The 21,878-nt window shown below is 71.9% G+C and carries 17 protein-coding genes; 11 read left to right on the top strand and 6 right to left on the bottom strand.

Annotated features, from left to right (window positions below; translation table 11 throughout):
• Positions 1–23: 23 nt before the first annotated feature.
• The gene (locus tag FNX44_RS02520; protein ID WP_143646253.1) at positions 24–872 is read right to left on the bottom strand and encodes an ECF subfamily RNA polymerase sigma factor, BldN family; all 849 of its coding nucleotides are present in this window, start codon (positions 870–872) and stop codon (positions 24–26) included.
• A 395-nt stretch (positions 873–1,267) separates the two neighbouring features.
• A complete protein-coding gene (locus tag FNX44_RS02515) occupies positions 1,268–2,251 on the bottom strand; it encodes an HAD family hydrolase (protein ID WP_143646252.1) in 984 nt (327 codons plus the stop codon).
• A 124-nt stretch (positions 2,252–2,375) separates the two neighbouring features.
• Between FNX44_RS02515 and FNX44_RS02510 the strand changes: the two genes are divergently transcribed.
• The 7 genes from FNX44_RS02510 (at position 2,376) to FNX44_RS02480 (ending at position 9,144) form a co-directional block, all read left to right on the top strand.
• The gene (locus FNX44_RS02510; RefSeq protein WP_143646251.1) at positions 2,376–2,612 is read left to right on the top strand and encodes a glutaredoxin family protein; all 237 of its coding nucleotides are present in this window, start codon (positions 2,376–2,378) and stop codon (positions 2,610–2,612) included.
• Between the two features lie 227 nt (positions 2,613–2,839).
• Positions 2,840–3,700, top strand: a complete 861-nt coding sequence (locus FNX44_RS02505) for a redox-sensing transcriptional repressor Rex (RefSeq protein WP_143646250.1) — start codon at positions 2,840–2,842, stop codon at positions 3,698–3,700.
• Positions 3,697–5,055 (top strand): glutamyl-tRNA reductase, encoded by a 1,359-nt coding sequence (locus FNX44_RS02500; protein ID WP_143646249.1) that lies wholly within the window; start codon positions 3,697–3,699, stop codon positions 5,053–5,055. Before FNX44_RS02505 ends, FNX44_RS02500 begins: the two co-directional genes overlap by 4 nt.
• Positions 5,048–6,043, top strand: coding sequence for a hydroxymethylbilane synthase (gene hemC, locus FNX44_RS02495; protein ID WP_323369028.1), 996 nt, complete (start codon positions 5,048–5,050; stop codon positions 6,041–6,043). Before FNX44_RS02500 ends, hemC begins: the two co-directional genes overlap by 8 nt.
• Positions 6,040–7,722 (top strand): bifunctional uroporphyrinogen-III C-methyltransferase/uroporphyrinogen-III synthase, encoded by a 1,683-nt coding sequence (locus tag FNX44_RS02490; RefSeq protein ID WP_143646248.1) that lies wholly within the window; start codon positions 6,040–6,042, stop codon positions 7,720–7,722. The genes hemC and FNX44_RS02490 overlap by 4 nt, the downstream gene beginning before the upstream one ends.
• Positions 7,719–8,708 (top strand): porphobilinogen synthase, encoded by a 990-nt coding sequence (hemB, locus tag FNX44_RS02485; protein ID WP_143646247.1) that lies wholly within the window; start codon positions 7,719–7,721, stop codon positions 8,706–8,708. Before FNX44_RS02490 ends, hemB begins: the two co-directional genes overlap by 4 nt.
• 64 nt (positions 8,709–8,772) lie before the next feature.
• Positions 8,773–9,144 (top strand): cupin domain-containing protein, encoded by a 372-nt coding sequence (locus tag FNX44_RS02480; RefSeq protein ID WP_143646246.1) that lies wholly within the window; start codon positions 8,773–8,775, stop codon positions 9,142–9,144.
• Here FNX44_RS02480 and FNX44_RS02475 read toward each other — a convergent pair.
• A complete protein-coding gene (locus tag FNX44_RS02475; RefSeq protein WP_143646245.1) occupies positions 9,131–10,177 on the bottom strand; it encodes a carboxylesterase family protein in 1,047 nt (348 codons plus the stop codon). The genes FNX44_RS02480 and FNX44_RS02475 overlap by 14 nt on opposite strands.
• Positions 10,178–10,303: 126 nt before the next feature.
• Positions 10,304–12,085 (bottom strand): arginine--tRNA ligase, encoded by a 1,782-nt coding sequence (gene argS, locus FNX44_RS02470; protein WP_143646244.1) that lies wholly within the window; start codon positions 12,083–12,085, stop codon positions 10,304–10,306.
• An 89-nt stretch (positions 12,086–12,174) separates the two neighbouring features.
• On the opposite strand from argS, the gene lysS reads away from it, so the two are divergent.
• A complete protein-coding gene (gene lysS, locus FNX44_RS02465; protein WP_153506749.1) occupies positions 12,175–13,938 on the top strand; it encodes a lysine--tRNA ligase in 1,764 nt (587 codons plus the stop codon).
• Positions 13,939–14,013: 75 nt separating this feature from the next.
• Here lysS and FNX44_RS02460 read toward each other — a convergent pair whose 3' ends face one another.
• Entirely contained in the window at positions 14,014–14,766 is a 753-nt protein-coding gene (locus FNX44_RS02460) for a thioesterase II family protein (RefSeq protein WP_143646242.1), read from the bottom strand.
• Between the two features lie 220 nt (positions 14,767–14,986).
• Between FNX44_RS02460 and ccrA the strand changes: the two genes are divergently transcribed.
• Both ccrA and FNX44_RS02450 read left to right on the top strand, forming a co-directional pair.
• Positions 14,987–16,321, top strand: a complete 1,335-nt coding sequence (ccrA, locus tag FNX44_RS02455) for a crotonyl-CoA carboxylase/reductase (RefSeq protein WP_143646241.1) — start codon at positions 14,987–14,989, stop codon at positions 16,319–16,321.
• Positions 16,322–16,377: 56 nt separating this feature from the next.
• Positions 16,378–17,553: a 3-hydroxyacyl-CoA dehydrogenase family protein gene (locus FNX44_RS02450; protein WP_143646240.1), complete on the top strand. Its 1,176-nt coding sequence runs from the start codon at positions 16,378–16,380 to the stop codon at positions 17,551–17,553.
• Between the two features lie 20 nt (positions 17,554–17,573).
• Here the strand turns inward: FNX44_RS02450 and FNX44_RS02445 are convergent, their stop codons facing one another.
• Positions 17,574–20,153 carry an AAA family ATPase gene (locus FNX44_RS02445; protein ID WP_323369027.1) on the bottom strand — a complete coding sequence of 860 codons (2,580 nt, stop codon included), beginning with the start codon at positions 20,151–20,153 and terminating at the stop codon, positions 17,574–17,576.
• A 509-nt stretch (positions 20,154–20,662) separates the two neighbouring features.
• Here FNX44_RS02445 and FNX44_RS02440 point away from each other — a divergent pair.
• Complete coding sequence (locus FNX44_RS02440) at positions 20,663–21,868, top strand: beta-ketoacyl-[acyl-carrier-protein] synthase family protein (protein WP_323369026.1); 1,206 nt, start codon at positions 20,663–20,665, stop codon at positions 21,866–21,868.
• The last annotated feature ends 10 nt before the right edge of the window (positions 21,869–21,878 follow it).

Here is a 21,878-nt window from a genome sequence, read left to right as displayed (position 1 = left end):
GTTGGGTGGCGGTGTGTCGTGGCTCAGCGGGCGTCTTCGGGGAACAGGCGGGCGAGGGTGCGCACCGCCCGGTACTGGAGGGTCTTGATCGCTCCCTCGTTCTTCCCCATGATCCGTGCGGTCTCGGCGACCGACAGCCCCTGGAGGAACCGCAGCGTCACGCACTCCTGCTGCTGCGGGTTGAGGCGGCGCACGGCGTCGAGCAGCGCCGCGTTGGACAGCGACTCCAGTACGGAGTCCTCCGGGCTGCGTTCGACCTCGTTGGCGTCCAGCATCTCGCCGGTGGTGACCTCCAGCCGGAAGCGGCTGGACTTGAAGTGGTCGGCGACGAGGTTGCGGGCGATGGTGACCAGCCAGGCGCCGAAGTCCCGGCCCTGCCAGGTGAAGGTGCCGATGCGGCGGAGGGCGCGGAGAAAGGTCTCGCTTGTCAGGTCCTCGGCGGTGGCCTTGCCGCCCACCCGGTAGTAGATGTACCGGTAGACGGTGTCGGAGTACTGGTCGTAGAGCTGTCCGAAGGCGTCGGCCTCACCGCCCTGGGCGCGTTCGACGAGGTCCATCATGCGACGGCTGTCGCTGTCCGTGGCCGGTCGGCGGGTGGTGCCGCGGCCGGTGCGGGCGGCGCGTCTGCCGGTGGGCTTGGTGGCGGTGGTGCTCGCGGCGCGGTCGGCGAGCGCGTAGGCGGTGCCCACGGGGGCCGCCGCGCCCACGGGGGCGGCCGCGGCGAAGGCGGGAACGGCGTTCACCGGAAGGCCGGCGGCGAGTGCGGTGACGGCGTTCACCGTGGGGACGGGGACAAGTGCGCGCAGCCGGTGGGCGACCGCTGAACGCAACGTAGCCAGGCCCGAGGCGTCAACCCCGACGTGTGGGTACACGGGACTCCCAGAGGCAGAGCTTCCATCATGGGCAGTTCGGCACGAGTTGCCCCGGGACGGGCGGACGGGTGCCGATTGCGTCTGAGGAGAATAACGCTTCGTGTAGAGCGCACTACACGTGGTTGCTGAAATCGGCGGATTGCTTTGCTCTCGTATGAGATCCTGGTCGATTGCTCGCCGAGTCTCTGACGGTTTCTGACCGTTTTGTCGAGCGAAACTGTCCGTTTCCCGGCGAGTTGGGTTGGCGCGGCCGGGGCCGCGAGTGCCGGCGCGCCGCGGCGGGTAGAGACATGGGATGCGCGCGCGCCCGAGCGGGTGCGGAACGGTCAGGTCCGGCGGATCGGGCGAAGCCGCGTGATATCGGGTGAAAAGTTGCAGGTCAGCGCGGTGTGACGCTAACGGCGGCGACGTTGCAGCGCCACGGCCGCGGCGGCGCCGCCGGCCAGCGCGCCGACCCCTGCGGCGGCCGGGATGCCGACCTTCGCCGCCTTCCGTCCGGTTCGGTAGTCCCGCAGCCGCCAGCCGTTCTCACGCGCGTGCGACCGCAGCGCGCTGTCAGGATTGATCGCATACGGATAGCCGACGAGCGACAGCATCGGAATGTCGTTCGCCGAGTCGCTGTAGGCGGCGCACCGTGCGAGCTCCAGGCCCTCCGCCTCGGCCAGCGCCCGCACCGCCTCGGCCTTCGCCGGGCCGTGCAGCGGCTCGCCGACCAGCCGCCCCGTGTACACGCCGTTCACCGACTCGGCCACCGTGCCGAGTGCGCCGGTCAGACCGAGCCGGCGGGCGATGATCGTTGCTGTCTCCACCGGGGCGGCGGTGACCAGCCAGACCTTCTGCCCGGCGTCCAGGTGAGCCTGGGCGAGTGCGCGAGTGCCCGGCCAGATGCGGCTGGCCATGTACTCGTCGTAGATCTCCTCGCCGATCTCCATCAGTTCGGAGACCCGGTGGCCGGCGACGATGGACAGCGCGCTGGCGCGGACGTCGGCCATGTGCTCCGGGTTCTCGCTGCCGACGAGCCGGAAGTACGTCTGCTGCCAGGCGAAACGTGCCAGCGCGCGGGTGTCGAAGAACTTCCGCTTGTACAGACCCCGCCCGAAGTGGAAGATCGACGCGCCCTGCATGACGGTGTTGTCGAGATCGAAGAAGGCCGCCGCGCTGGTGTCGCCGACCACCGGGAACTCTGGCTCCTCCGGGCCCTCTTCGGCGCCCTCGGGTCGCTCGCCCCGGCGCTTCGCGGCACGTTCGGCCTCCCGCTCGGCCTCCAGTTCCGCCTCCCGCTCGGCCTTCCGGGCCGCCTCGGCCGCGGCCTCGCCGGCCAGGACACTGCGGGGAGTCGCCGAACGCCTACGAGGTGTGAGCCACGCCAGTGCACCCATGCGGCGAGCATAGCCACTTCACCGGTGTGCTCCGGTTAAGCCCACGTGACGGCGGGAATGCGGCCGGCAGTCATCCGACATCGGCGTGCCGACCGAAGGTGCCCGGCGCGCCACAATGGCAGGCATGAAGACTGTGACCCTCATCGGGAAGCCGGGATGCCATCTGTGCGACGACGCCCGGGAGATCATCCGCCGGGTGTGCGAGGAGACGGGGGCGGCCTGGGAGGAGAAGGACATCAACCAGGACCCCGAGCTGTACCAAAAGTACTGGGAGCAGATCCCGGTGACCCTGGTCGACGGCGCGCAGCACGACTTCTGGCGCGTGGACCCCGAGCGGCTGCGCAAGGCGTTGGGCGGCTGACCGCTTCTGGACTACCATCGAGGACGTTTTGCCGCCGGGGGTCGTCCACGTGAGGAGTGTGACAGGTGTCCCTGCTGTGGCGTGTGGCGCCCATCACTTCCAAGGGGCAAAACGGACACTATCTTTGTGCACGCGTTCACAAAGACATAGCCTGTGAGCGATGGGGCGGTCCCGGGGCACGCTGTGCGCGCGGTCGCTCACCGCATTGCGTAAACGGCAGGAGCACCGTGGCAACTGGCCGAAACCACCGACCGGCGACGAGTCGCAGCCGAGGGATCCCCGACGCTACCGTCGCCCGACTTCCGCTGTACCTGCGGGCCCTCACGGCGCTCTCCGAGCGCTCGGTCCCCACGGTCTCCTCGGAAGAGCTGGCCTCCGCGGCCGGGGTGAACTCGGCCAAGCTCCGCAAGGACTTCTCCTACCTCGGCTCCTACGGGACGCGCGGCGTCGGCTACGACGTCGAGTACCTCGTCTACCAGATCTCCCGCGAGCTCGGCCTGACCCAGGACTGGCCGGTTGTCATCGTCGGTATCGGTAACCTCGGCGCCGCGCTCGCCAACTACGGCGGGTTCGCCTCCCGCGGCTTCCGGGTCGCCGCACTGATCGACGCCGACCCGGCCATGACCGGCAAGCCGGTCGCCGGGATCGCCGTCCAGCACAGCGACGAGCTGGAGCGGGTCATCGAGGAGAACGGCGTCTCCATCGGCGTCATCGCCACCCCGGCCGCCTCCGCGCAGCCCGTGGCCGACCGCCTGGTGGCCGCCGGTGTGACCTCCATCCTCAACTTCGCGCCGACCGTGCTGTCCGTGCCCGAGGGCGTGGACGTGCGCAAGGTCGACCTCTCCATCGAACTCCAGATCCTCGCCTTCCACGAGCAGCGCAAGTCCGGCGAACTCCCCGACGACGGGCGGGCCGTGCCGGGCACCGACATCGGTGAGGACGCCGGTGGCGGGGTCACCGGTTCCCCGGTCGCGCCGCCCGCCGCGTCCGTCACCAAGCGCACCGCGTCCGCCGCGCCCGCCGCGACTGACCGCCGGGGCGACGAGCCGGGAAATGACGGGGACCTCCCCGCCGTGATGCCGGCATGAGTCTGCTCGTCGTCGGATTGAGCCACCGCAGCGCGCCCGTCAGCGTGCTGGAACGTGCCGCCCTCGCCCCCGAGACCCGTGCCGTCCTGCTCCAGGACGTGCTCGGCGCGGAGCCGGCCACCGAGGCCGCGGTGCTCTCCACCTGCAACCGCATCGAGCTGTACGCGGACGTCGACAAGTTCCACGCCGGCGTCGCCGAGCTGTCCACGCTGCTGGCCAGGCACGCCGAGGTCGGTCTGGAGGAGCTGACCCCCTACCTGTACGTCCACTACGAGGACCGGGCCGTCCACCACCTCTTCTCGGTGGCCTGCGGCCTGGACTCGATGGTGGTCGGCGAGGGGCAGATCCTCGGCCAGATCAAGGACTCCCTCGCGCTCGCGCAGAACGAGCACACCGCCGGGCGGCTGCTGAACGACCTGTTCCAGCAGGCGTTGCGGGTGGGCAAGCGGGCGCACAGCGAGACCGGGATCGACAAGGCCGGACAGTCGCTGGTCACCTTCGGTCTGGAACAGCTCGCGAACGGCACCGAGATCGTCGACTGGGCCATGGGCAAGCGCGCGCTGGTCATCGGCGCCGGCTCCATGTCCTCGCTCGCCGCGGCGACCCTCGCCCGGTCCGGTGTCACCGAACTGGTGATCGCCAACAGGACGTTGGACCGCGCCCTGCGGCTGGCCGACTCCCTCGGCGACTACGCCGCGGCCGGCGGCCACGACCCCGCCGCGCTGGACGCCCGCGCCGTACCGATGACCGCCGTCAGCGACGAACTCGCCGCCGCCGACATGGTCGTCTCCTGCACCGGCGCCACCGGCCTCGTGCTCACCGGCGTAGCCGTGGAGGCCGCCGTGGCCGCCCGCGCCGACGACCGCCCGCTGGCCCTGCTCGACCTGGCCATGCCGCGCGACGTCGACGCCGCCGCCCACCGCGTCACCGGGGCGCACCTGGTCGACATCGAGTCGCTGGCCGAGGCCGCCGCCGACGCCCCCATGTCCGCGGACGTGGACGCCGTGCGCGGCATCGTCGGCGAGGAGGTCGCCGCGTTCGGCGCCGCCCAGCGCGCCGCGACCATCACCCCGACCGTGATCGCCCTGCGGGCCATGGCCTCCCAGGTGGTCACCACCGAGATGACCAGGCTCGACGGCCGACTGCCCGACCTCGACGAACGGCAGCGTGCGGAGATCACCCAGACCGTGCGGCGCGTCGTCGACAAGCTGCTGCACGCCCCGACCGTGAGGGTCAAGCAGCTCGCCGGGGAACCCGGCGGCGCCGGCTACGCCGACGCGCTGCGGGAACTCTTCGACCTTGATCCACAGACGGTCGCGGCCGTCAGCGAACCGAACAGGAGCGGCCGTGAGTGAGTCAACCGCCACCACCGGAGCCGACCGCCCGCTGCGGCTGGGCACCCGGCGCAGCGCGCTGGCCATGGCGCAGTCCGGGCAGGTGGCCGAACGGGTCGGCGAGGTCACCGGCCGGGCCGTGGAACTCGTCGAGATCACGACGTACGGCGACGTCTCCCGGGAGCACCTGGCGCAGATCGGCGGCACCGGCGTCTTCGTCTCCGCGCTGCGCGACGCGCTGCTCGCCGGCGAGATCGACTTCGCCGTGCACTCGCTGAAGGACCTGCCCACCGCGCAGCCCGACGACCTGGTGATCGCCGCCGTGCCCGCCCGCGTCGACCCGCGCGACGCGCTGGTCGCCCGCGACGGCCTCACCTTCGCCGAACTGCCCGACGGCGCCCGCGTGGGCACCGGCTCGCCGCGCCGCCAGGCACAGCTCAACGCCTGGGCCCGCTCACTCGGCCGGCGCATCGAGGTCGTGCCGATCCGCGGCAACGTGGACACCCGCATCGGATACGTACGCTCCGGGGAACTGGACGCCGTGATACTGGCCGCCGCGGGACTCACCCGCGTCGGACGCATCGACGAGGCGACCGAACTCCTCGACCCCCACGAGATCCTGCCCGCCCCCGGCCAGGGGGCACTGGCGGTCGAGTGCGCCGCGACAAGCACCGCACTCGCCGCCCAGCTCGCCCGACTCGACGACCGGAACACCCGCGTCGCCGTCACGGCCGAGCGAACCCTGCTCGCGGCCCTGGAGGCCGGATGCAGCGCGCCCGTCGGCGCGCTCGCCGACCTGCGGACTAACGAGCAGGCCGTCACCGAAATGCGCCTGCGCGGCGTCGTCGGCACCACCGACGGCACGACGCTGGTGCAGCTGTCCACCACCGGTCCCGTACCGGCGTCCGCCGACGACGCGACGGCCCAGTCCCAGCAGCTGGGCCGTGACCTCGCCGACGCGATGCTCGCCAAGGGTGCGGCCGGTCTGATGGGGGAGCGCGCACGATGAGCCCCACAACCGCCCAGAACCCGCTCACGCCGACCGCCGGGGCGGCACCGACCGCACACCGGCACTTCTACGGTGCGAACGGACACGTCACCTTCCTCGGTGCCGGGCCGGGAGACCCGGGACTGCTGACACTGCGCGCGGTCGAAGCCCTCGCGCGAGCCGACGTGCTCGTCGCCGACCCCGAGGTCTACGACGTCGTCCGGGCCCACACGCGGGCAGGGGTGGACACACCGCTACAGGCCGTGGCCGACGAGACATCCGCCACAACAAGCGGTGCGTCAGATCTTGTCATGAGGGCCGCGCGCAACGGCAAGCGGGTGGTACGTGCGGTGCTCGGCGACCCGGGCCTCGACGCGGGCGCGGGCAAGGAGATGCTGGACTGCGCCTCCGAGGGCATCATCTTCGAGGTCGTACCGGGCGTCGCCACCGCCGTCGGCGTGCCCGCCTACGCGGGTGTCCCGCTGCGCGACGCGCAGGGCACCGACGTGCGGTTCATCGACCACCGCAGCGCCGACGCGAGATGTTGGACCGAGGTAGGCGCCAGCGACGCCACCGTGGTCGTCTCCGCGACGCTGGAGACCGTCACCGCCGCCGCCGGCGAACTCGTCGCCGCAGGCCGCAAGCCCGACACCCCGCTCACCGTCACCGTCGCCGGCACCACCACCCGGCAGCGCACCTGGACCGCCACGCTCGGCACCATCACGCAGACCTTCAAGCAGGCCAAGGTGATGCCCGCCGCCGACGGTTCGCAGCCGGCGATAGTGGTCGTCGGGGAGCGCAGCTCGGCTGCCCAGCGCGATCAGCTCGCCTGGTTCGAGTCCAAGCCGCTGTTCGGCTGGAACGTCCTGGTGCCCCGCACCAAGGAGCAGGCGGCCTCGCTCTCCGACCAACTGCGCTCCTACGGCGCCGTACCGGCCGAGGTCCCGACCATCGCCGTCGAACCGCCGCGCACCCCGCAGCAGATGGAGCGTGCGGTCAAGGGCCTGGTCACCGGCCGCTACGAGTGGATCGCCTTCACCTCGGTCAACGCGGTGAAGGCCGTCCGCGAGAAGTTCGAGGAGTACGGCCTCGACGCCCGGGCGTTCGCCGGCATCAAGGTGGCGGCCGTCGGCGAGCAGACCGCCAAGTCGCTGATCGAGTTCGGCGTCAAGCCGGACCTCGTCCCCAGCGGCGAGCAGTCCGCCGCCGGACTCCTCGAGGACTGGCCGCCATACGACCCGGTGTTCGACCCGATCGACCGCGTCTTCCTGCCGCGCGCCGACATCGCCACCGAGACGCTGGTCGCCGGGCTCATCGAACTGGGCTGGGAGGTCGACGACGTCACCGCCTACCGGACCGTGCGCGCCTCGCCGCCGCCCGCCGAGACCCGCGAGATGATCAAGAGCGGCGGCTTCGACGCCGTCCTGTTCACCTCCTCCAGCACCGTGCGCAACCTCGTCGGCATCGCCGGCAAGCCGCACAACGTCACCGTCATCGCCTGCATCGGCCCGGCCACCGCCAAGACCGCGGAAGAACACGGGCTGCGTGTCGACGTACTCTCTCCTGAGCCGTCGGTGCACAAACTCGCCGCGGCGCTCGCCGAGTTCGGCGCCGAGCGCCGCGCGGCGGCCATCGAGGCGGGTGAACCGGTCAAGCGGCCCAGCGAGAAGCGGCCGACCAGGAGGAGGGCACGTACGTGACCAGTTACGGCAGCTATCCGGCGGCCCGCCCCAGGCGGCTCCGCACCACCCCGGCGATGCGCCGGATGGTCGCCGAACACCGGCTCCACCCGGCTGACCTGATCCTTCCCGCCTTCGTGCGGGAAGGCATCGGCGAACCGGTGCCGGTGTCCTCCATGCCGGGTGTCGTCCAGCACACCCGCGACACCCTGCGCAAGACCGCCGTCGAGGCGGCGGAGGCCGGCCTCGGCGGACTGATGCTGTTCGGCGTGCCGCTGCACAAGGACGCCACCGGCTCCCAGGGCACCGACCCCGACGGCATCCTCCAGGTCGCCCTGCGCGACGTCCGCGCCGAAGTCGGCGACGCGCTCGTCCTGATGTCCGACCTCTGCCTCGACGAGTACACCGACCACGGCCACTGCGGTGTCCTCGACGACCGCGGCCGCGTCGACAACGACGCCACGCTGGAGCGGTACGCCGAGATGGCGCTGGTCCAGGCCGAGGCCGGCGCCCACACCCTGGGCCCCAGCGGCATGATGGACGGTCAGATCGGTTACGTGCGCGAGAGGTTGGACCGCGCGGGCCACGAGGACGTGTCGCTCTTCGCCTACACCGCGAAGTACGCGTCCGCCTTCTACGGCCCCTTCCGCGAAGCCGTCGCCTCCTCCCTGGAAGGCGACCGCAACACCTACCAGCAGGACCCCGCCAACCTCCGCGAGTCGTTGAGGGAGCTGGAGCTCGACCTCGCCGAAGGCGCCGACATGGTCATGGTCAAACCCGGCCTGCCGTACCTGGACGTACTGCGGGTCTTCGCCGAGCGGGTCGACGTACCCGTCGGCGTCTACCAGGTCTCCGGCGAGTACGCGATGGTCGAGGCGGCGGCGGAGAAGGGCTGGATCGACCGCGAGCGGGTCATCCTGGAAACCCTCACGTCGTTCCGCCGCGCGGGCGCCGGGCTTGTCCTGACGTACTGGGCACTGGAGGCGGCGCGCCTTCTGCGCCGCTGAAACCGGGTGGCGCAAGCCCGGGCCCGCTCCCGAAGGGGCGGGCCCCGGGGCGTAGCATCCGCGCATGAGCGACAGCATCGAACGGAAGTCCGGGGCTCCCTTCGTGGTGCACGTGCCCGACGCCGAACTCGTCCCGGAACCCCTGGACGCCTCGCAGATCGTCTCCGGCGAGCCCGTGGTCACCGGCCGGGTGCTCTGGGAGTCGGCGGACGGAACCCAGTCGAGGGGCATCTGGCAGATCACCCCCGGGGTGGTCACCGACACCGAGGCGGACGAGATCTTCACCGTGCTGAGCGGGCGGGCCACCATCGCCTTCGAGGGCGGGCCGGTGCTGGAGGTCGGACCGGGCGACGCCTGCGTGCTGCGCGCCGGCGACCGCACCACCTGGACCGTCCACGAGACGCTGCGCAAGGTCTACCACATCAGCCTGGGCTGACCGCGCCGCCCGGCGGCCCGCCACCCGTGGCCGGCGCGGGGAGCGGACGGGTGCCGTAGACCGGCCCGTACCGCTCGTCCGGTCCGGAGGCGGCGGCGACGGCGGCCGTCGACAGCCGCCTCAGGCAGGCGGCCGCCCGGCCGGTGTCGCGCTCCACGCAGCCGGCCCGCGCCGCGAACTCCCGCCCCTCGCGGAGCGCCCGCGGCAGCCCCCGACGCCGCTCCCCGACGCTGCACGCCCCGCTGGGGACCTCGGTGTGGTCGAAGAGGTGCGCCGCGTCGGGGGATCGGAGCTGTGCGCAGACGCTTGCCCGGGCGGACGGTGCGCCTGTCAGCGTCATCCGGTCGGGATCGCCGCCGAAGGCGCGTGCGTTGCGCTTCACCCAGTGCAGGGCGGCCTGCTGGTCGGCGAGTGCGAAGTTCCCGGAGTCGCCGAACGCCGGGTGCGCGAGGTGGCCGAACGCTCCGAGGCGGTGGTGCACCGTCACCACCACGGCGTCCTCCCGTTCCGCGAGGGCGGTCGCGTCCACCGGGTCGCCGGTGCGGTGCGGGGGCCGGCCACGGTGCGGGGGCTCCTCGCCGTGCAGCCACACCACCACCGGCTTGTCCGCGCCGACGGTGACGTGCGGCGGTGTGGTGACGTCCAGGTACAGGCAGTCCTCGTCGCCCGCCAGAAGGCCGTCCAGCGGCTGCGGGCAGCGCGGTCCCGGCTTCCTCGCGTCCCGGGTGCCGTCCCAGCCCGGCGCCGGTTCGGGTGCGCGCCAGCGCCGGTCGCCGACCGGCGGGGCGGCGTACGGGATGCCCTGGAAGATCCGGGCGCGGTCGCTCACCGTGCCGCGCACCGCGCCCTGGTCGGTGCGGACGACGGTGCGGTCCGGGTCGTCGTCGCCGCGGGCGTTGTCGGCGGTGGCGAGCGCGGCGGCGGTCAGCGCGGCCGCCAGCGCCGCCAACGCCACGCCGCGCGCGGCCCGTTGGACGCGCACCCGGCTGAAGACCGTCCGCGCCGCCGGAGTCGTCCCCCTCAACCTGAACATGCCTCAGACGTTACGGAGTCGATGTCCCCTTCGGCATCCGAATTGCCCCCGGTTCCGGGGTGGTTCAGGCACCACCCCTAGGGGTGCGGCCTGCCCCACCCCGAGACCGACGGCGGCGGGTGGGCGTCAGAGGCGGTCGGGGGTGCGGATGCCCAGGAGGGCCATGCCCTCCCGAAGCGTGCGCGCGGTCAGCTCGCACAGGAAGAGGCGGTTCCCGACCGTGCGGGCGTCCTCCGCGCGCAGTACCGGGCACTGCTCGTAGAAGCCGGTGAAGTGCGTCGCGAGGCCGTACAGGTACGCGGCGAGCTTGTGGGGCTCGTAGGTCTCGGCGACGGCCTCCAGGGTCTGGGAGAACTCGTCCAGGTGCAGCCCGAGGGCGCGTTCCGCCGCCGCGAGCGCCGGCTCCTCCTGGGCGACCGGGGCAAGGCCCCGGTCGGCGGCCTTGCGCAGGATCGACTGGATGCGGGCGTACGCGTACTGGAGGTAGACGCTGGTGTCGCCGTTGAGCGAGACCATGCGGTCCAGGTCGAAGACGTAGTCGCGGGACATCGACGTCGACAGGTCGGCGTACTTGACCGCGCCGATGCCGACCTGCGCGGCGCGCTCGTTGATCTCCTCGTCGGTGAGGTCGCGGGCCTTCTCCCGGACGACCGTCTCGGCGCGCTGGACGGCCTCGTCGAGCAGGTCGACGAGCCGGACGGTCTCGCCCTCGCGGGTCTTGAACGGCTTGCCGTCCTTGCCGAGGACCGTGCCGAACGCGAGCTGGCGGGCCGCGCCCTCGGGCAGCCAGCCCGCCCGGCGGGCCGTCTCGAAGACCATCTTGAAGTGCAGCGCCTGCCGGGCGTCGACGACGTACAGCAGGGTGTCGGCGTGCAGGTTGCCGACCCGGTCGCGGATGGCGGCCAGGTCGGTGGCGGCGTAGCCGAAGCCGCCGTTGGACTTCTGCACGATCAGCGGCGTCGGGTTGCCGTCCGGGCCCTTCACGTCGTCGAAGAACACGCACAGCGCGCCGTCGGAGCGGACGGCGACGCCGGAGGACTCCAGGTCGGCGACGACCTGCTGGAGGCTGTCGTTGTAGGCGCTCTCGCCGACGACGTCCTCGTCCCTGATCTCCACGTCCAGCTTGTCGTAGACCGCCTGGAAGTAGATCTTCGACTCGTCGACGATCTTGTGCCAGAGGTCCAGGGTCTCCTTGTCGCCGCCCTGGAGCTGGACGACGCGGTCGCGGGCGCGGGTCTTGAACTCCTCGTCGGAGTCGAACAGCGCGCGGGAGGCCTTGTAGAGCCGGTTCAGCCGGGACATGGCGGCCTCACCGCTCTCGCCGGCCTCCCCGCCCTGGCCGTCCGACTCGTGGTCCAGCTCGTGCGGGTGCTCGATCAGGTACTGGATGAGCATGCCGAACTGGGTGCCCCAGTCGCCGATGTGGTGGCGGCGGACCACGTTCTCGCCGCGGTGCTCCAGGATGCGCATGACCGCGTCGCCGATCACGGTCGAACGCAGGTGTCCGACGTGCATCTCCTTGGCGACGTTCGGCTGCGAGTAGTCGATCACCGTGGTGCCCGGCTGCTCGGCGAGCGGTACGCCGAGGCGGTCGTCGGCGGCGCGGGCGGTCAGTGTCCGCATGATCGCCGCGTCGGTCACCGTGATGTTGAGGAAGCCGGGTCCGGAGACCTCGACCTCGGCGATCTCCGCGTCCAGCCCGTTCAGCCGCTCGACGACCTGGCCGGCCAGCTCCCGCGGGTTGCCCTTCAGCTTCTTGGCCAGGGCGAGCATGCCGTTGGCCTGGAAGTCGGCCCGGTCGCTTCGTCGCAGCAACGGGTCCGCGCCGGCGGCCTCCGGCAGGGCTGCCGAGAGGGCGTCCGCGACGCGCTGGTTGACCGTTGCAGCGAGTGAGGGGACCGAAGCCATGAGTCGTTGCCGTTCCGTCGAAGTCCGTCAGGTGGCGCCTGGATCACGCCAGTATTCCATGTGACAGCACGCTTGCTCAGGATGGGAGAATGGGGGCGTCAGCCGTACGAGCGCAGAGCGAGAAGGAAGTACCGGACGTGGCTCAGACCACCCCCGAGGCCGACTGGGTCTCCCGATTCGCGGACGAGGTCATCGCCGAGGCGGAGCGTCGCGCGCCCGGCAAACCGATCGTCTGCGCCTCCGGGCTCAGCCCGTCGGGTCCCATCCACCTCGGCAATCTGCGCGAGGTCATGACCCCCCACCTGGTCGCCGACGAGATCCGCCGGCGCGGCCACGCCTGCGAGCACATCGTCTCCTGGGACGACTACGACCGGTACCGCAAGGTGCCGGCCGGTATCGACCCCTCGTGGGAGCAGCACATCGGCAAGCCCCTGACGGCCGTGCCCGCGCCGCCCGGCAGCGAGCACCCGAACTGGGCCGAGCACTTCAAGGCCGCCATGGTCGACTCGCTCCGCGAGCTCGGCGTGGAGTTCCGCGGCATCAGCCAGACGCAGATGTACACCTCCGGCGCCTACCGCGAGCAGATCCTGCTGGCGATGCGCGAGCGCGACAAGATCGACGCCGTGCTCGACCGCTACCGCACCAAGGGCAAGGGCGGTGCCAAGAAGAACCAGAAGCCCGTCGACGAGGCGGAGCTGGCGGCCGCCGAGGGCTCCGGCGCGGCCTCCGAGGACGACGGCAGCTCCGGCACCGCCGGGTACTACCCGTACAAGCCGTACTGCGGCGCCTGCGACACCGACTTCACCACGGTCACGTCCTACGACGACAACACGACCGAGCTGACCTACGAGTGCCGCTGCGGGCACCGCGAGACGGTGCTGCTGAGCGAGTTCGACCGCGGGAAGCTCGTGTGGAAGGTCGACTGGCCGATGCGCTGGGCGTACGAGGGCGTGGTCTTCGAGCCCTCCGGCGTCGACCACTCCTCGCCGGGCTCGTCGTTTGTCGTCGGCGGGCAGATCGTCCGCGAGGTCTTCGGCGGCGAGCAGCCCATCGGCCCGATGTACGCGTTTGTCGGCATCAGCGGCATGGCGAAGATGTCCAGCTCCAAGGGCGGCGTGCCGACGCCGGCCGACGCGCTGGAGATCATGGAGGCGCCGCTGCTGCGCTGGCTGTACGCCCGCCGCCGGCCCAACCAGGCCTTCAAGGTCGCCTTCGACCAGGAGATCCAGCGCACCTACGACGAGTGGGACGCGCTGGTGAAGCGGATCGACGAGGGCACCGCGCAGCCGGCGGACGTCGCCGCCCACGCCCGGTCCGTGCGCACCGCCTCCGGCCCGCTGCCGGTCACCCCGCGCCCGCTGCCCTACCGCACGCTGGCGTCCGTTGCCGACGTCACGCAGGGTGCCGAGGACCAGATCCTGCGCATCCTCGGCGAACTGGACCCGGCCAACCCGGTGGACAACCTCGACGTCACCCGGCCGCGCCTGGACCGCGCCGAGCGCTGGATCAGCACCCAGGTGCCGGAGGACCAGCGCACCCGGGTCCGCGAGGAGCCGGACGCCGAACTGCTGGCCTCCCTGGAGGACCACCAGCGCGAGGGGCTGCGCCTGCTGCTCGACGGCCTCGACGAGCACTGGTCGCTGGACGGCCTGACCACGCTGGTCTACGGAGTGCCGAAGGTCCAGGCCGGGCTGACGCCCGAGGCCAAGCCGACGCCCGAACTGAAGGTCGCTCAGCGGGAGTTCTTCGCCCTGCTGTACCGGCTGCTGGTGAGCCGCGACACCGGCCCGCGACTGCCGACGCTCCTCCTCGCGGTGGGCGCCGACCGGGTCCGCAAGCTGCTGGGCGCCTGACTCCCGCCTTCGCCCGGACGGGTGTGGCCGGCCGACTTCCGCGTCAGCCGGCCACACCCGTCCGGGCGTTCACGGTCATCCCACCCGTAGGGCTTCGGCGATGACCTCGACGACGTCCTCGTGGTTGTCGACGAGGTAGAAGTGGCCGCCGGAGAAGACGCGCAGGTCGAAGGAGCGCCGGGTGTGTTCGCTCCAGTGGTGTAGCTCTCGCACGGCGACCCGGGGGTCGGAGAAGCCGGTGAGGGCGTGGACCGGACAGTCGAGCGCGGGGCCCGGAACGTACTCGTATGTCTCCGCCGCCCGGTAGTCGCTGCGGAGTGTCGGCAGGACGATGTCCAGCAGCTCCGCGTCGCCGAAGATCTGCGTGCCGGTGCCGTCCAACGCGCTGATGTCCGCCACGAGTTCGTCGTCGGACAGGCGGTGCAGACCGTCGTCGACGACGCGGTGCGGGGCCCGGCGCCCGGAGACCCACAGGGCGAGTGGGGGACGCCCCGCCTCCTGGAGCCGGCGGGCGACCTCGTAGGCCAGTGTGGCGCCCATGCTGTGGCCGAACAGTGCGTACGGGAGGTCGGTCCGGGGCAGCAGCGCCCGTGCGGCCCGGTCGGCCATTTCCGCCATGGAGGCAACGTTCGGCTCGTTGCGGCGGTCCTGGCGGCCCGGGTACTGGACGGCGACGACGTCCGTGCCGGGGGCGAGGGCCCGCGAAGTCGGAAAGAAGAAGCTCGCCGACCCTCCTGCGTGTGGAAAACAGAAGAGTCGTGTCGTCGCCTCGTCGGAGGGGTGGAATCGTCGGATCCACGCTGTGCCGTCGTCGTGGTCTTCGCTCAAGGTGCTTTCCCTGTGGCCGTTCCCGAATGTCTGCCCGGGGAATCACGTTGCAGCAGGCGAGGGCGGTGCGGCAAGCCCGGAACCCCCCTGATTGCGTGCCCCCCTAATCTCGTTGTGGTGTCGGTTTCTAAGGGTTCTCAGAGTTCCGGCAGTTCTCTAGGGTCTCGGGTCGTGGCGCGCTTACCAGCTCCGCCGCGTGCCGGCTTCGAGAGGAAACCACGTGAGGGAAATAGTCGACGCCGTCCTCTCCGGGGAGGCCACCGCCGCCGACTACGCGGCTCTGCCTCTTCCGGACGGCTATCGAGGCGTTGTCGTCCGCAAGGAGGACACGGAGATGTTCGACGGCATCCCGAGCCACGAGAAGGACCCGCGGAAATCGCTGAGCCTGGAGGAGGTGCCGCTGCCGCCGCTCGGTCCGGGCGAGGCACTGGTGGCCGTCATGGCCTCCTCCGTCAACTACAACTCGGTGTGGTCCTCGATCTTCGAGCCGCTGCCGACCTTCGGTTTCCTCGAGCGCTACGGCCGCCTCAGCCCCTTGGCGAAGCGCCACGACCTGCCGTACCACGTCATCGGCTCCGACCTCTCGGGTGTCGTCCTGCGCACCGGCGACGGGGTGAACCGCTGGCAACCCGGCGACGAGGTCGTCGCGCACTGCCTGAGCGTCGAACTGGAGTCGTCCGACGGGCACAACGACACCATGCTCGATCCCGAACAGCGCATCTGGGGCTTCGAGACGAACTTCGGTGGCCTCGCCGAGATCGCACTGGTCAAGGCGAACCAGCTCATGCCCAAGCCCGGTCATCTGACCTGGGAGGAGGCCGCGGCTCCCGGACTGGTGAACTCCACGGCGTACCGGCAACTCGTCTCCCCCAACGGCGCGCGGATGAAGCAGGGCGACAACATCCTCATCTGGGGGGCCAGCGGCGGACTCGGCGGCTACGCCACCCAGCTGGCGTTGGCGGGCGGCGCCACCCCGATCTGCGTGGTCTCCAGCCCGCGAAAGGCCGAGATCTGCCGGAAGATGGGAGCCGAAGCGATCATCGACCGCGCGGCCGAGGACTACCGGTTCTGGAAGGACGAGCGAACCCAGGACCCGGGGGAGTGGAAGCGGTTCGGCCGGCGTATCCGCGAACTGACCGGTGGGGAGGACGTCGACATCGTCTTCGAGCACCCGGGCCGTGAGACCTTCGGCGCCTCGGTGTACGTCACTCGCAAGGGCGGCGCCATCGTCACCTGCGCCTCCACCTCCGGCTACCGGCACGAGTACGACAACCGCCATCTGTGGATGTCGCTGAAACGCGTCATCGGGTCCCACTTCGCCAACTACCGCGAGGCGTGGGAGGCAAACCGGCTCGTCGCCAAGGGGCGAATCCACCCCACCCTCTCCACGGTCTACCGGCTCGAGGACACCGGGCAGGCCGCCTACGACGTGCACCGCAACCTCCACCAGGGCAAGGTCGGCGTCCTGGCGCTCGCACCCGAGGAGGGACTGGGCGTGCGTGACCACCAAACGCGTGCCCGGCACGTCGAGGCCATCAACCGCTTCCGCACCTGACCGGCCCTCGCCGCGCCGTCCCCAGTACCTACGAGACACCGAGGACTTCGCACACCATGGCACGCAGGCACGGCGTTATCGGGGTCGTGGGGCTCGGGTCGGTCGGTGAGGCACTGCTGTGGCTGCTGCACGACGCGGGATACCCGACGGTCGGGGTGGACCGGGAACCCGACGTGCTGGCCCGCGTCGAGCAGCGCATGACCGCCAGGGCCGGCCGCCGTCCGTCCGGCGTACGCGGCTACACGCTGACCAACGACACGGCGCTGCTGGCGCGGTCCGACCTGGTGATCGAAGCCGTGGACGAGGACCTCGTCACCAAACTCGACGTCCTGCGCCGTCTGCACAGCGTGTGTCCGAACGAGACCGTGCTCGTCACCACCACGGCCTCGATGGCGCTGCCCCGTCTCGCCATCGCCTCCGGCCGCCCCGACCGGACCGGAGGACTGCGGCTCTTCAGGCCGCCGGCGGTCGGTTCCGGGGTCGTGCCCGTGTTCACCTCGATGAGCCGTGACGACACCAGGGAGGCCGTGGCACGCCTGGTCGCGGAGCTCGGTCTCGCCGTGGCCCCGGTCGCCTTCCACGCGGGGCTGTCGGCCACCGACCTGGTGTACACGAGCCTCAATCGTGCCGCTGCCGCGGTCGAGGAGGGAGTCGCCTCCACGGACGTCGTGGAGGCGGCCATGCGCAGGGGCTGCGGCCTGCCGGTCGGACCACTGCGACTTCTCGACGAACTGGGTCTGGACACCGTGCACACCCGTCTCTCCGAGCTGTGGACACGCTCGCGCGGTTGCGTGTTCCGGCCCGCCCGGCTGCTGAGTTCCATGGTTCTCGGCGGCGCGTTGGGAAGGAAGAGCGGCGAGGGGTTCTACCGCTATGACGACGCGGGCCGAGCACTGGGATGCGGCGCCGCCGCCAGGACGGACTGCCCGGACCTCAGCGAGGCCGTGGTCAACCGGCTGCTGTATCCGTATCTGGCCGACGCCGTAAGGCTGTTGGACCGGCCGGGCACGGACGCGGCCGAGATCGACGCCGCTGTGGAGCGTGGCTTCGGCTGGCCGACGGGGCCCTTCGAACTGCTGGACCGGATCGGTCTGGACGTCGCGCTCGCCAGGCTGCGGCGGCTGCACGCGGAGTTCCCCGAGAGCGCGTGTGAACCGCCTGCGGCCATCCAGCAGTTGGTCGCGGGTGGCTTTCTCGGCCGCAGGAGCGGGCAGGGCTTCCGCCGGGTGTGAGGCGCGCTCTGGAGCGCCGGTCAGCGGACGGCCGCGTCCCGTCCCAGCGCCTGGGGCAGTGCGGCGCGGCCGCGGACCCCCAACTTCTGGTAGACCCGCGTCAGATGCTGCTCGACGGTGCTCGGTGTGATGAAAAGCCGCTCGGCGATCTCGCGGTTGACGAGTCCGTCCGCGGCGAGCCGGGCGACCCGCTGTTCGGCCCGGCTGAGTGTCGCCGGCGACTCGGCCCCCGGTGTTGCGCCGGTGCCGGCACCGGCATCGGCGCACCGGTCGGCGGCCGCGTGCCGCGAGGCCCTCGGCGGTGTCGGGGCGAGCCTGTCGTGCAGCCGTCGGGCCTCGGCGCGCAGCCACGCGCTGCCCGGGACCGGTTGCGCCAGCTCCTCCCGGAGGAGCCGACCGGCCTGGGCGGGGCTGCCGAGCTCGATGAGCGTCTCGGCCGCGTAGACCCGCCAGGCCGTGAACACCGAGGTGTTCAGGCGCCAGGCGGACAGCAGGTCCCGGCAGGCGTAGAAGTCGCCGAGCGCCGCGTGGTAACGGCCCGCGGAAAGGTGGTGGCGGCCGCGTGCCTGCAGGTAGTGCAGGCCGGGAAGGGACTGGAACATCTCCTGGGGCACGGGGACGCGGAAGCACGCCGCCGACTCCTCGACGTCCCCGAGTCCCGCGCACGCCAGGGCCTTGGCGGACAGGGGGAAGCCGATGGCCACGCCCCAGGCCGGCGCCGGTAGCAGCGCCAGGGCCTGGTCCGCGCGCCGGCGGGCGGTCTCGAAGCGGCCGAGCCAGCTCTCCAGGATCGCGCTCGCGGCCAGGAGGATCGCCCGGGTCGTGGCGGTGCGCCGGGTGGAGTCCCGTACCAGTACGTCGCACCACTCGGCGGCCCGGTCGAGGCGAGCGGCGCGGATGAGCGAGATCAGCGCGGCCATCGCCGGTGCCACCGGCGGGTCGTGCAGGACCACCCCCTGGAGCAGTTGCTCGGCGGTCTCCACGGAACTGGGGGCGGGGCCTTCGGCGAGCAGCGAGGCGAGCATGACGGCGCCGTCGACGTGGCGGTCCACGGCGCCGGCGCCCTGCCCGAGTGCCGTTTCGCCGTCGGTGTGCGCGCTGCGGTAGCGGGTCCCGAGCAGGGGGTAGAAGTAGGCGAACCAGATGTGCAGGGCGTCCAGGCGGGCCCGCAGGTGCTCGGGCAGCCGGTCGCGGGCGGCGTCGAGATCGGCGAGGAGCGCGTCTGCGTCCTGTGGGCGGCCCAGCCACAGCAGATAGGTGATCAGCATGAGCCCCTGTTCGTGGCTCAGTTGGCCGTCGCTGTGGTCGGCGAGCAGCCCGGCGAGTCGGTGGCGAACCGCGGTCGGGTCCGACTCCCACTCCGCGGCCGCGAGTTCAGCGTGAACGGCCGCCTTGCGGCGGCGGTCTCCGCAGGCGTCGTAGGCGCTCCGCAGGCAGGTGGCCGCCCACTCGGCGTCGTGTTCGCGCAGCGCCTGCGCGGCGGCGTCACGCAGGGCGGAGATGGCCCACTCCTCGGCGCAGGGGCCCGCGCACATGAGGTGCCGGGCCACGTCGCCCGGCTCGGCGCCGCTCTCGCGCAGTACCCGCGCGGCGGTGAGGTGCAGCAGTGCCCGGTCGTCGGGCGCCATCTCGTCGAGGACGGCGGCCCGGGCGGTGTCGAGCCGGTAGCGGGCGCCTTCGACCAGGCCGGCGGCTTCCAGCGCGGCGACCGACTGCTCGGCCCGGCCGAGTGGCACACCGAGGTGCCGCAGGAGCGGCCGTACGTTGTCCGCGGGCCCCGCCGCACCGAGTACCGCGAGGGCCTGGGCGGTGCGCACCACGTCGTCGCCGAGTTCGCCCAGCACGTACTGGACGGCCAGCCGTACCGCCTCGCCTCCTGGCGGCGGGGCGATCTCCGCGGCGGCGGGAGCGGCGGCCGGTTCCCGCGTCGTGGTCCGGTCCCGCAGGAGTGCTTCAAGCAGCAACGGGCTGCCTCCGCAGGCGTGTTGCCAGCCGGGTGCGGCCTGTCGGGCGAGCTCGGCGCCGAACTGCTCGGCGAGCAGGCTCTCGGTGCAGCCGAGGGACATGGGCGCCAGCCGGAGCAGCCTGCACCTGGGGTTGCGAACGCACTCGGCCATCAGGGTGTGGTTGCCCTGGGCGAGCCCGGCACGTCCCGAGAGGACGACGAGGACGCGCAGCGAGGACACCCGGCGGGCGAGGTAGAGCAGGCAGGCCAGGGACGCGTCGTCCGCCTCGTGGACGTCGTCGACCGTGATCACCAGCGGGCTCCTCTCCGCGGCGGTCGACACGAGGCGGTGCACCGTGTCGACCGCCGCGGCGGGGACTTCGCGCAGCTTGGCGGCCTCGTCGGGGGTCAGGCCGTGGGAGGCGAGCAGCTGGGTGGCCACACCCAGCGGGAGGGCGCGCTCCGCGGCGGAGGCGACGGCGCTCAGGACGGTGGCACCGGATCTTCTCGCGAACGCCTGGACGTGGTGGACCAGCGAGGTCCGGCCCATCCCGGGTGCGCCGAGGACGAGGGCCGCGCACCCGTCGCCCGTCTGCGCACGGGCGGCCAGCTCTTCCAGGAGCCGCCGCGCCCCGCACCTTTCCGTCGTCTCCACGACCGGCCCCCTCCACTGTTTCGCCAGGTGGCTGGATGCCAGCCCATCGTATGTAGGTGCCATGCGTCTCGGGCGCCCGACCCCCTACTCCGGGTGATCGCGGCGTACCACGGGAGGACCCTGCTGCCCGGGTGTGGCACCGGCGTCGTCGTGCGTACCGCCGCGCGGGTCGGAGAATTTCGCCACCCCCCCTTGTTCTCGCATTCCCGAAGTGAATAGGGGGGTGGTCATCCGGCAGCCAACCCCCCTATTTGCCAAGTCTTTTGAAAAGGGTTCACTTGCCACTCGTGGTTGCGGTTGGCTAGCGTGCGACCACATGCGGACCCACCTTCCGTATTCGGTTCACTCCCGATGTTCTCCTGACCGAACCCGTCTTCGCGGGAAACACCCGTGTGCGCGAGGAGCAGGAAACGAGCGGGAAACGAGCGGGAATCGGCGGGGGAGGCGTGCGACGCGTTCGCCGCGGGTGCGTGGCGGGGCGAACCGGCAGGAGAAAGGGGCAGGGGACAGTGGACGTATGGGTCACCGGACTTGGTGCCATGACGCCGCTCGGCGCGGATGTGCCGACTACCTGGACGGCGATGCACGCCGGCGCCAACGGAGTCGCGCGCCTTGAGGAGGACTGGGCGGAGGGGTTGCCCGTGCGTATCGCCGCGAGGCTTCCCGTGGATCCCGCGGGCTCCATGGAGCGGACCGAGGCCCGCCGCCTGGACCGGGCCGAGCAGATCGCCGTCGTGACCGCGCGGGAGGCATGGGCGGACGCGGGCTCGCCCGAGGTCTGCCCGGATCGCCTCGCTGTGGTGGTGGGTACCGGAATCGGCGGCGTCACGTCGCTGCTCCAGCAGAACCACAACCTGGAGACCCGGGGTCCGCGCCGGGTGTCCCCCCACACGGTGCCGATGCTGATGGCCAACGGACCCGCGGCGTGCGTCAGCATGGAACTGGGCGCGCACGGCGGGGCCCACGCGCCGGTCAGCGCGTGCGCGTCCGGGGCCGAGGCGATCGCCCTGGGGCTCGACCTGATCCGGGCGGGTCGCGCGGACGTGGTGGTGGCGGGGGGTGTGGAGGCCAGTGTCCACCCGCTCCCGCTGACCGCGTTCGCGCAGATGATGGCGCTGTCCACCGCGAACGACGATCCCGAGGGCGCCTGCCGGCCGTTCGACGCCAAGCGCAACGGCTTTGTCCTCGCCGAAGGGGGCACCGTCGTGGTTCTGGAGCGGGCCGAGCACGCGCGTGCCCGGGGCGGTCGTGCGCACGCCTCGCTGCTCGGCGCGGGCGTCAGTTCGAGTGCCGCCCACATCACCGCGTCCGACGTGCCAGGACAGGTGCGCGCCATCACGCGGTCGCTGCGGGACGCGGACGTGGCCCCCGAGGACGTCGGCCACGTGCACGCCCACGCGACCTCCACGCCGCAGGGCGACGTGGCCGAGGCCCGGGCCGTCGTCGAGGCCGTGGGCCGCCACCCGGTGGTGACCGCCACGAAGTCCATGACCGGTCACATGCTGGGGGCCTCCGGCGCCACCGGGGCTCTGGCGGCGCTCCTCGCACTTCGTGACGGCACCGTACCCGCGACCCGCAATCTGCGGGATCCCGATCCCGCGGTCGAGCTCGACGTCGTCATGGGCGAGCCGAGGGCCGGCCGGTGGCGGGCCGCTCTCTCGAACTCCTTCGGCTTCGGCGGCCACAACGTCTCGCTGGTCTTCGGCCGCGCCTGAGCGGGCCACC

The sequence above is a fragment of the Streptomyces alkaliterrae genome, from assembly GCF_007097205.2.
GTDB lineage: Bacteria > Actinomycetota > Actinomycetes > Streptomycetales > Streptomycetaceae > Streptomyces > Streptomyces alkaliterrae.
Note: the sequence above shows the minus strand (reverse complement) of the source record. Positions and strands in the feature narration are given on the sequence as shown.

Excerpts from the sequence above, each read along its gene's own strand:
- lysS (WP_153506749.1), top strand. The coding sequence starts at position 12,175 with ATGGGGGCGTCAGCCGTACGAGCGCAGAGCGAGAAGGAAGTACCGGAC.
- FNX44_RS02510 (WP_143646251.1), top strand. The coding sequence starts at position 2,376 with ATGAAGACTGTGACCCTCATCGGGAAGCCGGGATGCCATCTGTGCGAC.
- FNX44_RS02500 (WP_143646249.1), top strand. The coding sequence starts at position 3,697 with ATGAGTCTGCTCGTCGTCGGATTGAGCCACCGCAGCGCGCCCGTCAGC.
- FNX44_RS02515 (WP_143646252.1), bottom strand. The coding sequence starts at position 2,251 with ATGGGTGCACTGGCGTGGCTCACACCTCGTAGGCGTTCGGCGACTCCC.
- FNX44_RS02490 (WP_143646248.1), top strand. The coding sequence starts at position 6,040 with ATGAGCCCCACAACCGCCCAGAACCCGCTCACGCCGACCGCCGGGGCG.
- argS (WP_143646244.1), bottom strand. The coding sequence starts at position 12,085 with ATGGCTTCGGTCCCCTCACTCGCTGCAACGGTCAACCAGCGCGTCGCG.
- FNX44_RS02475 (WP_143646245.1), bottom strand. The coding sequence starts at position 10,177 with ATGTTCAGGTTGAGGGGGACGACTCCGGCGGCGCGGACGGTCTTCAGC.
- FNX44_RS02480 (WP_143646246.1), top strand. The coding sequence starts at position 8,773 with ATGAGCGACAGCATCGAACGGAAGTCCGGGGCTCCCTTCGTGGTGCAC.
- FNX44_RS02450 (WP_143646240.1), top strand. The coding sequence starts at position 16,378 with ATGGCACGCAGGCACGGCGTTATCGGGGTCGTGGGGCTCGGGTCGGTC.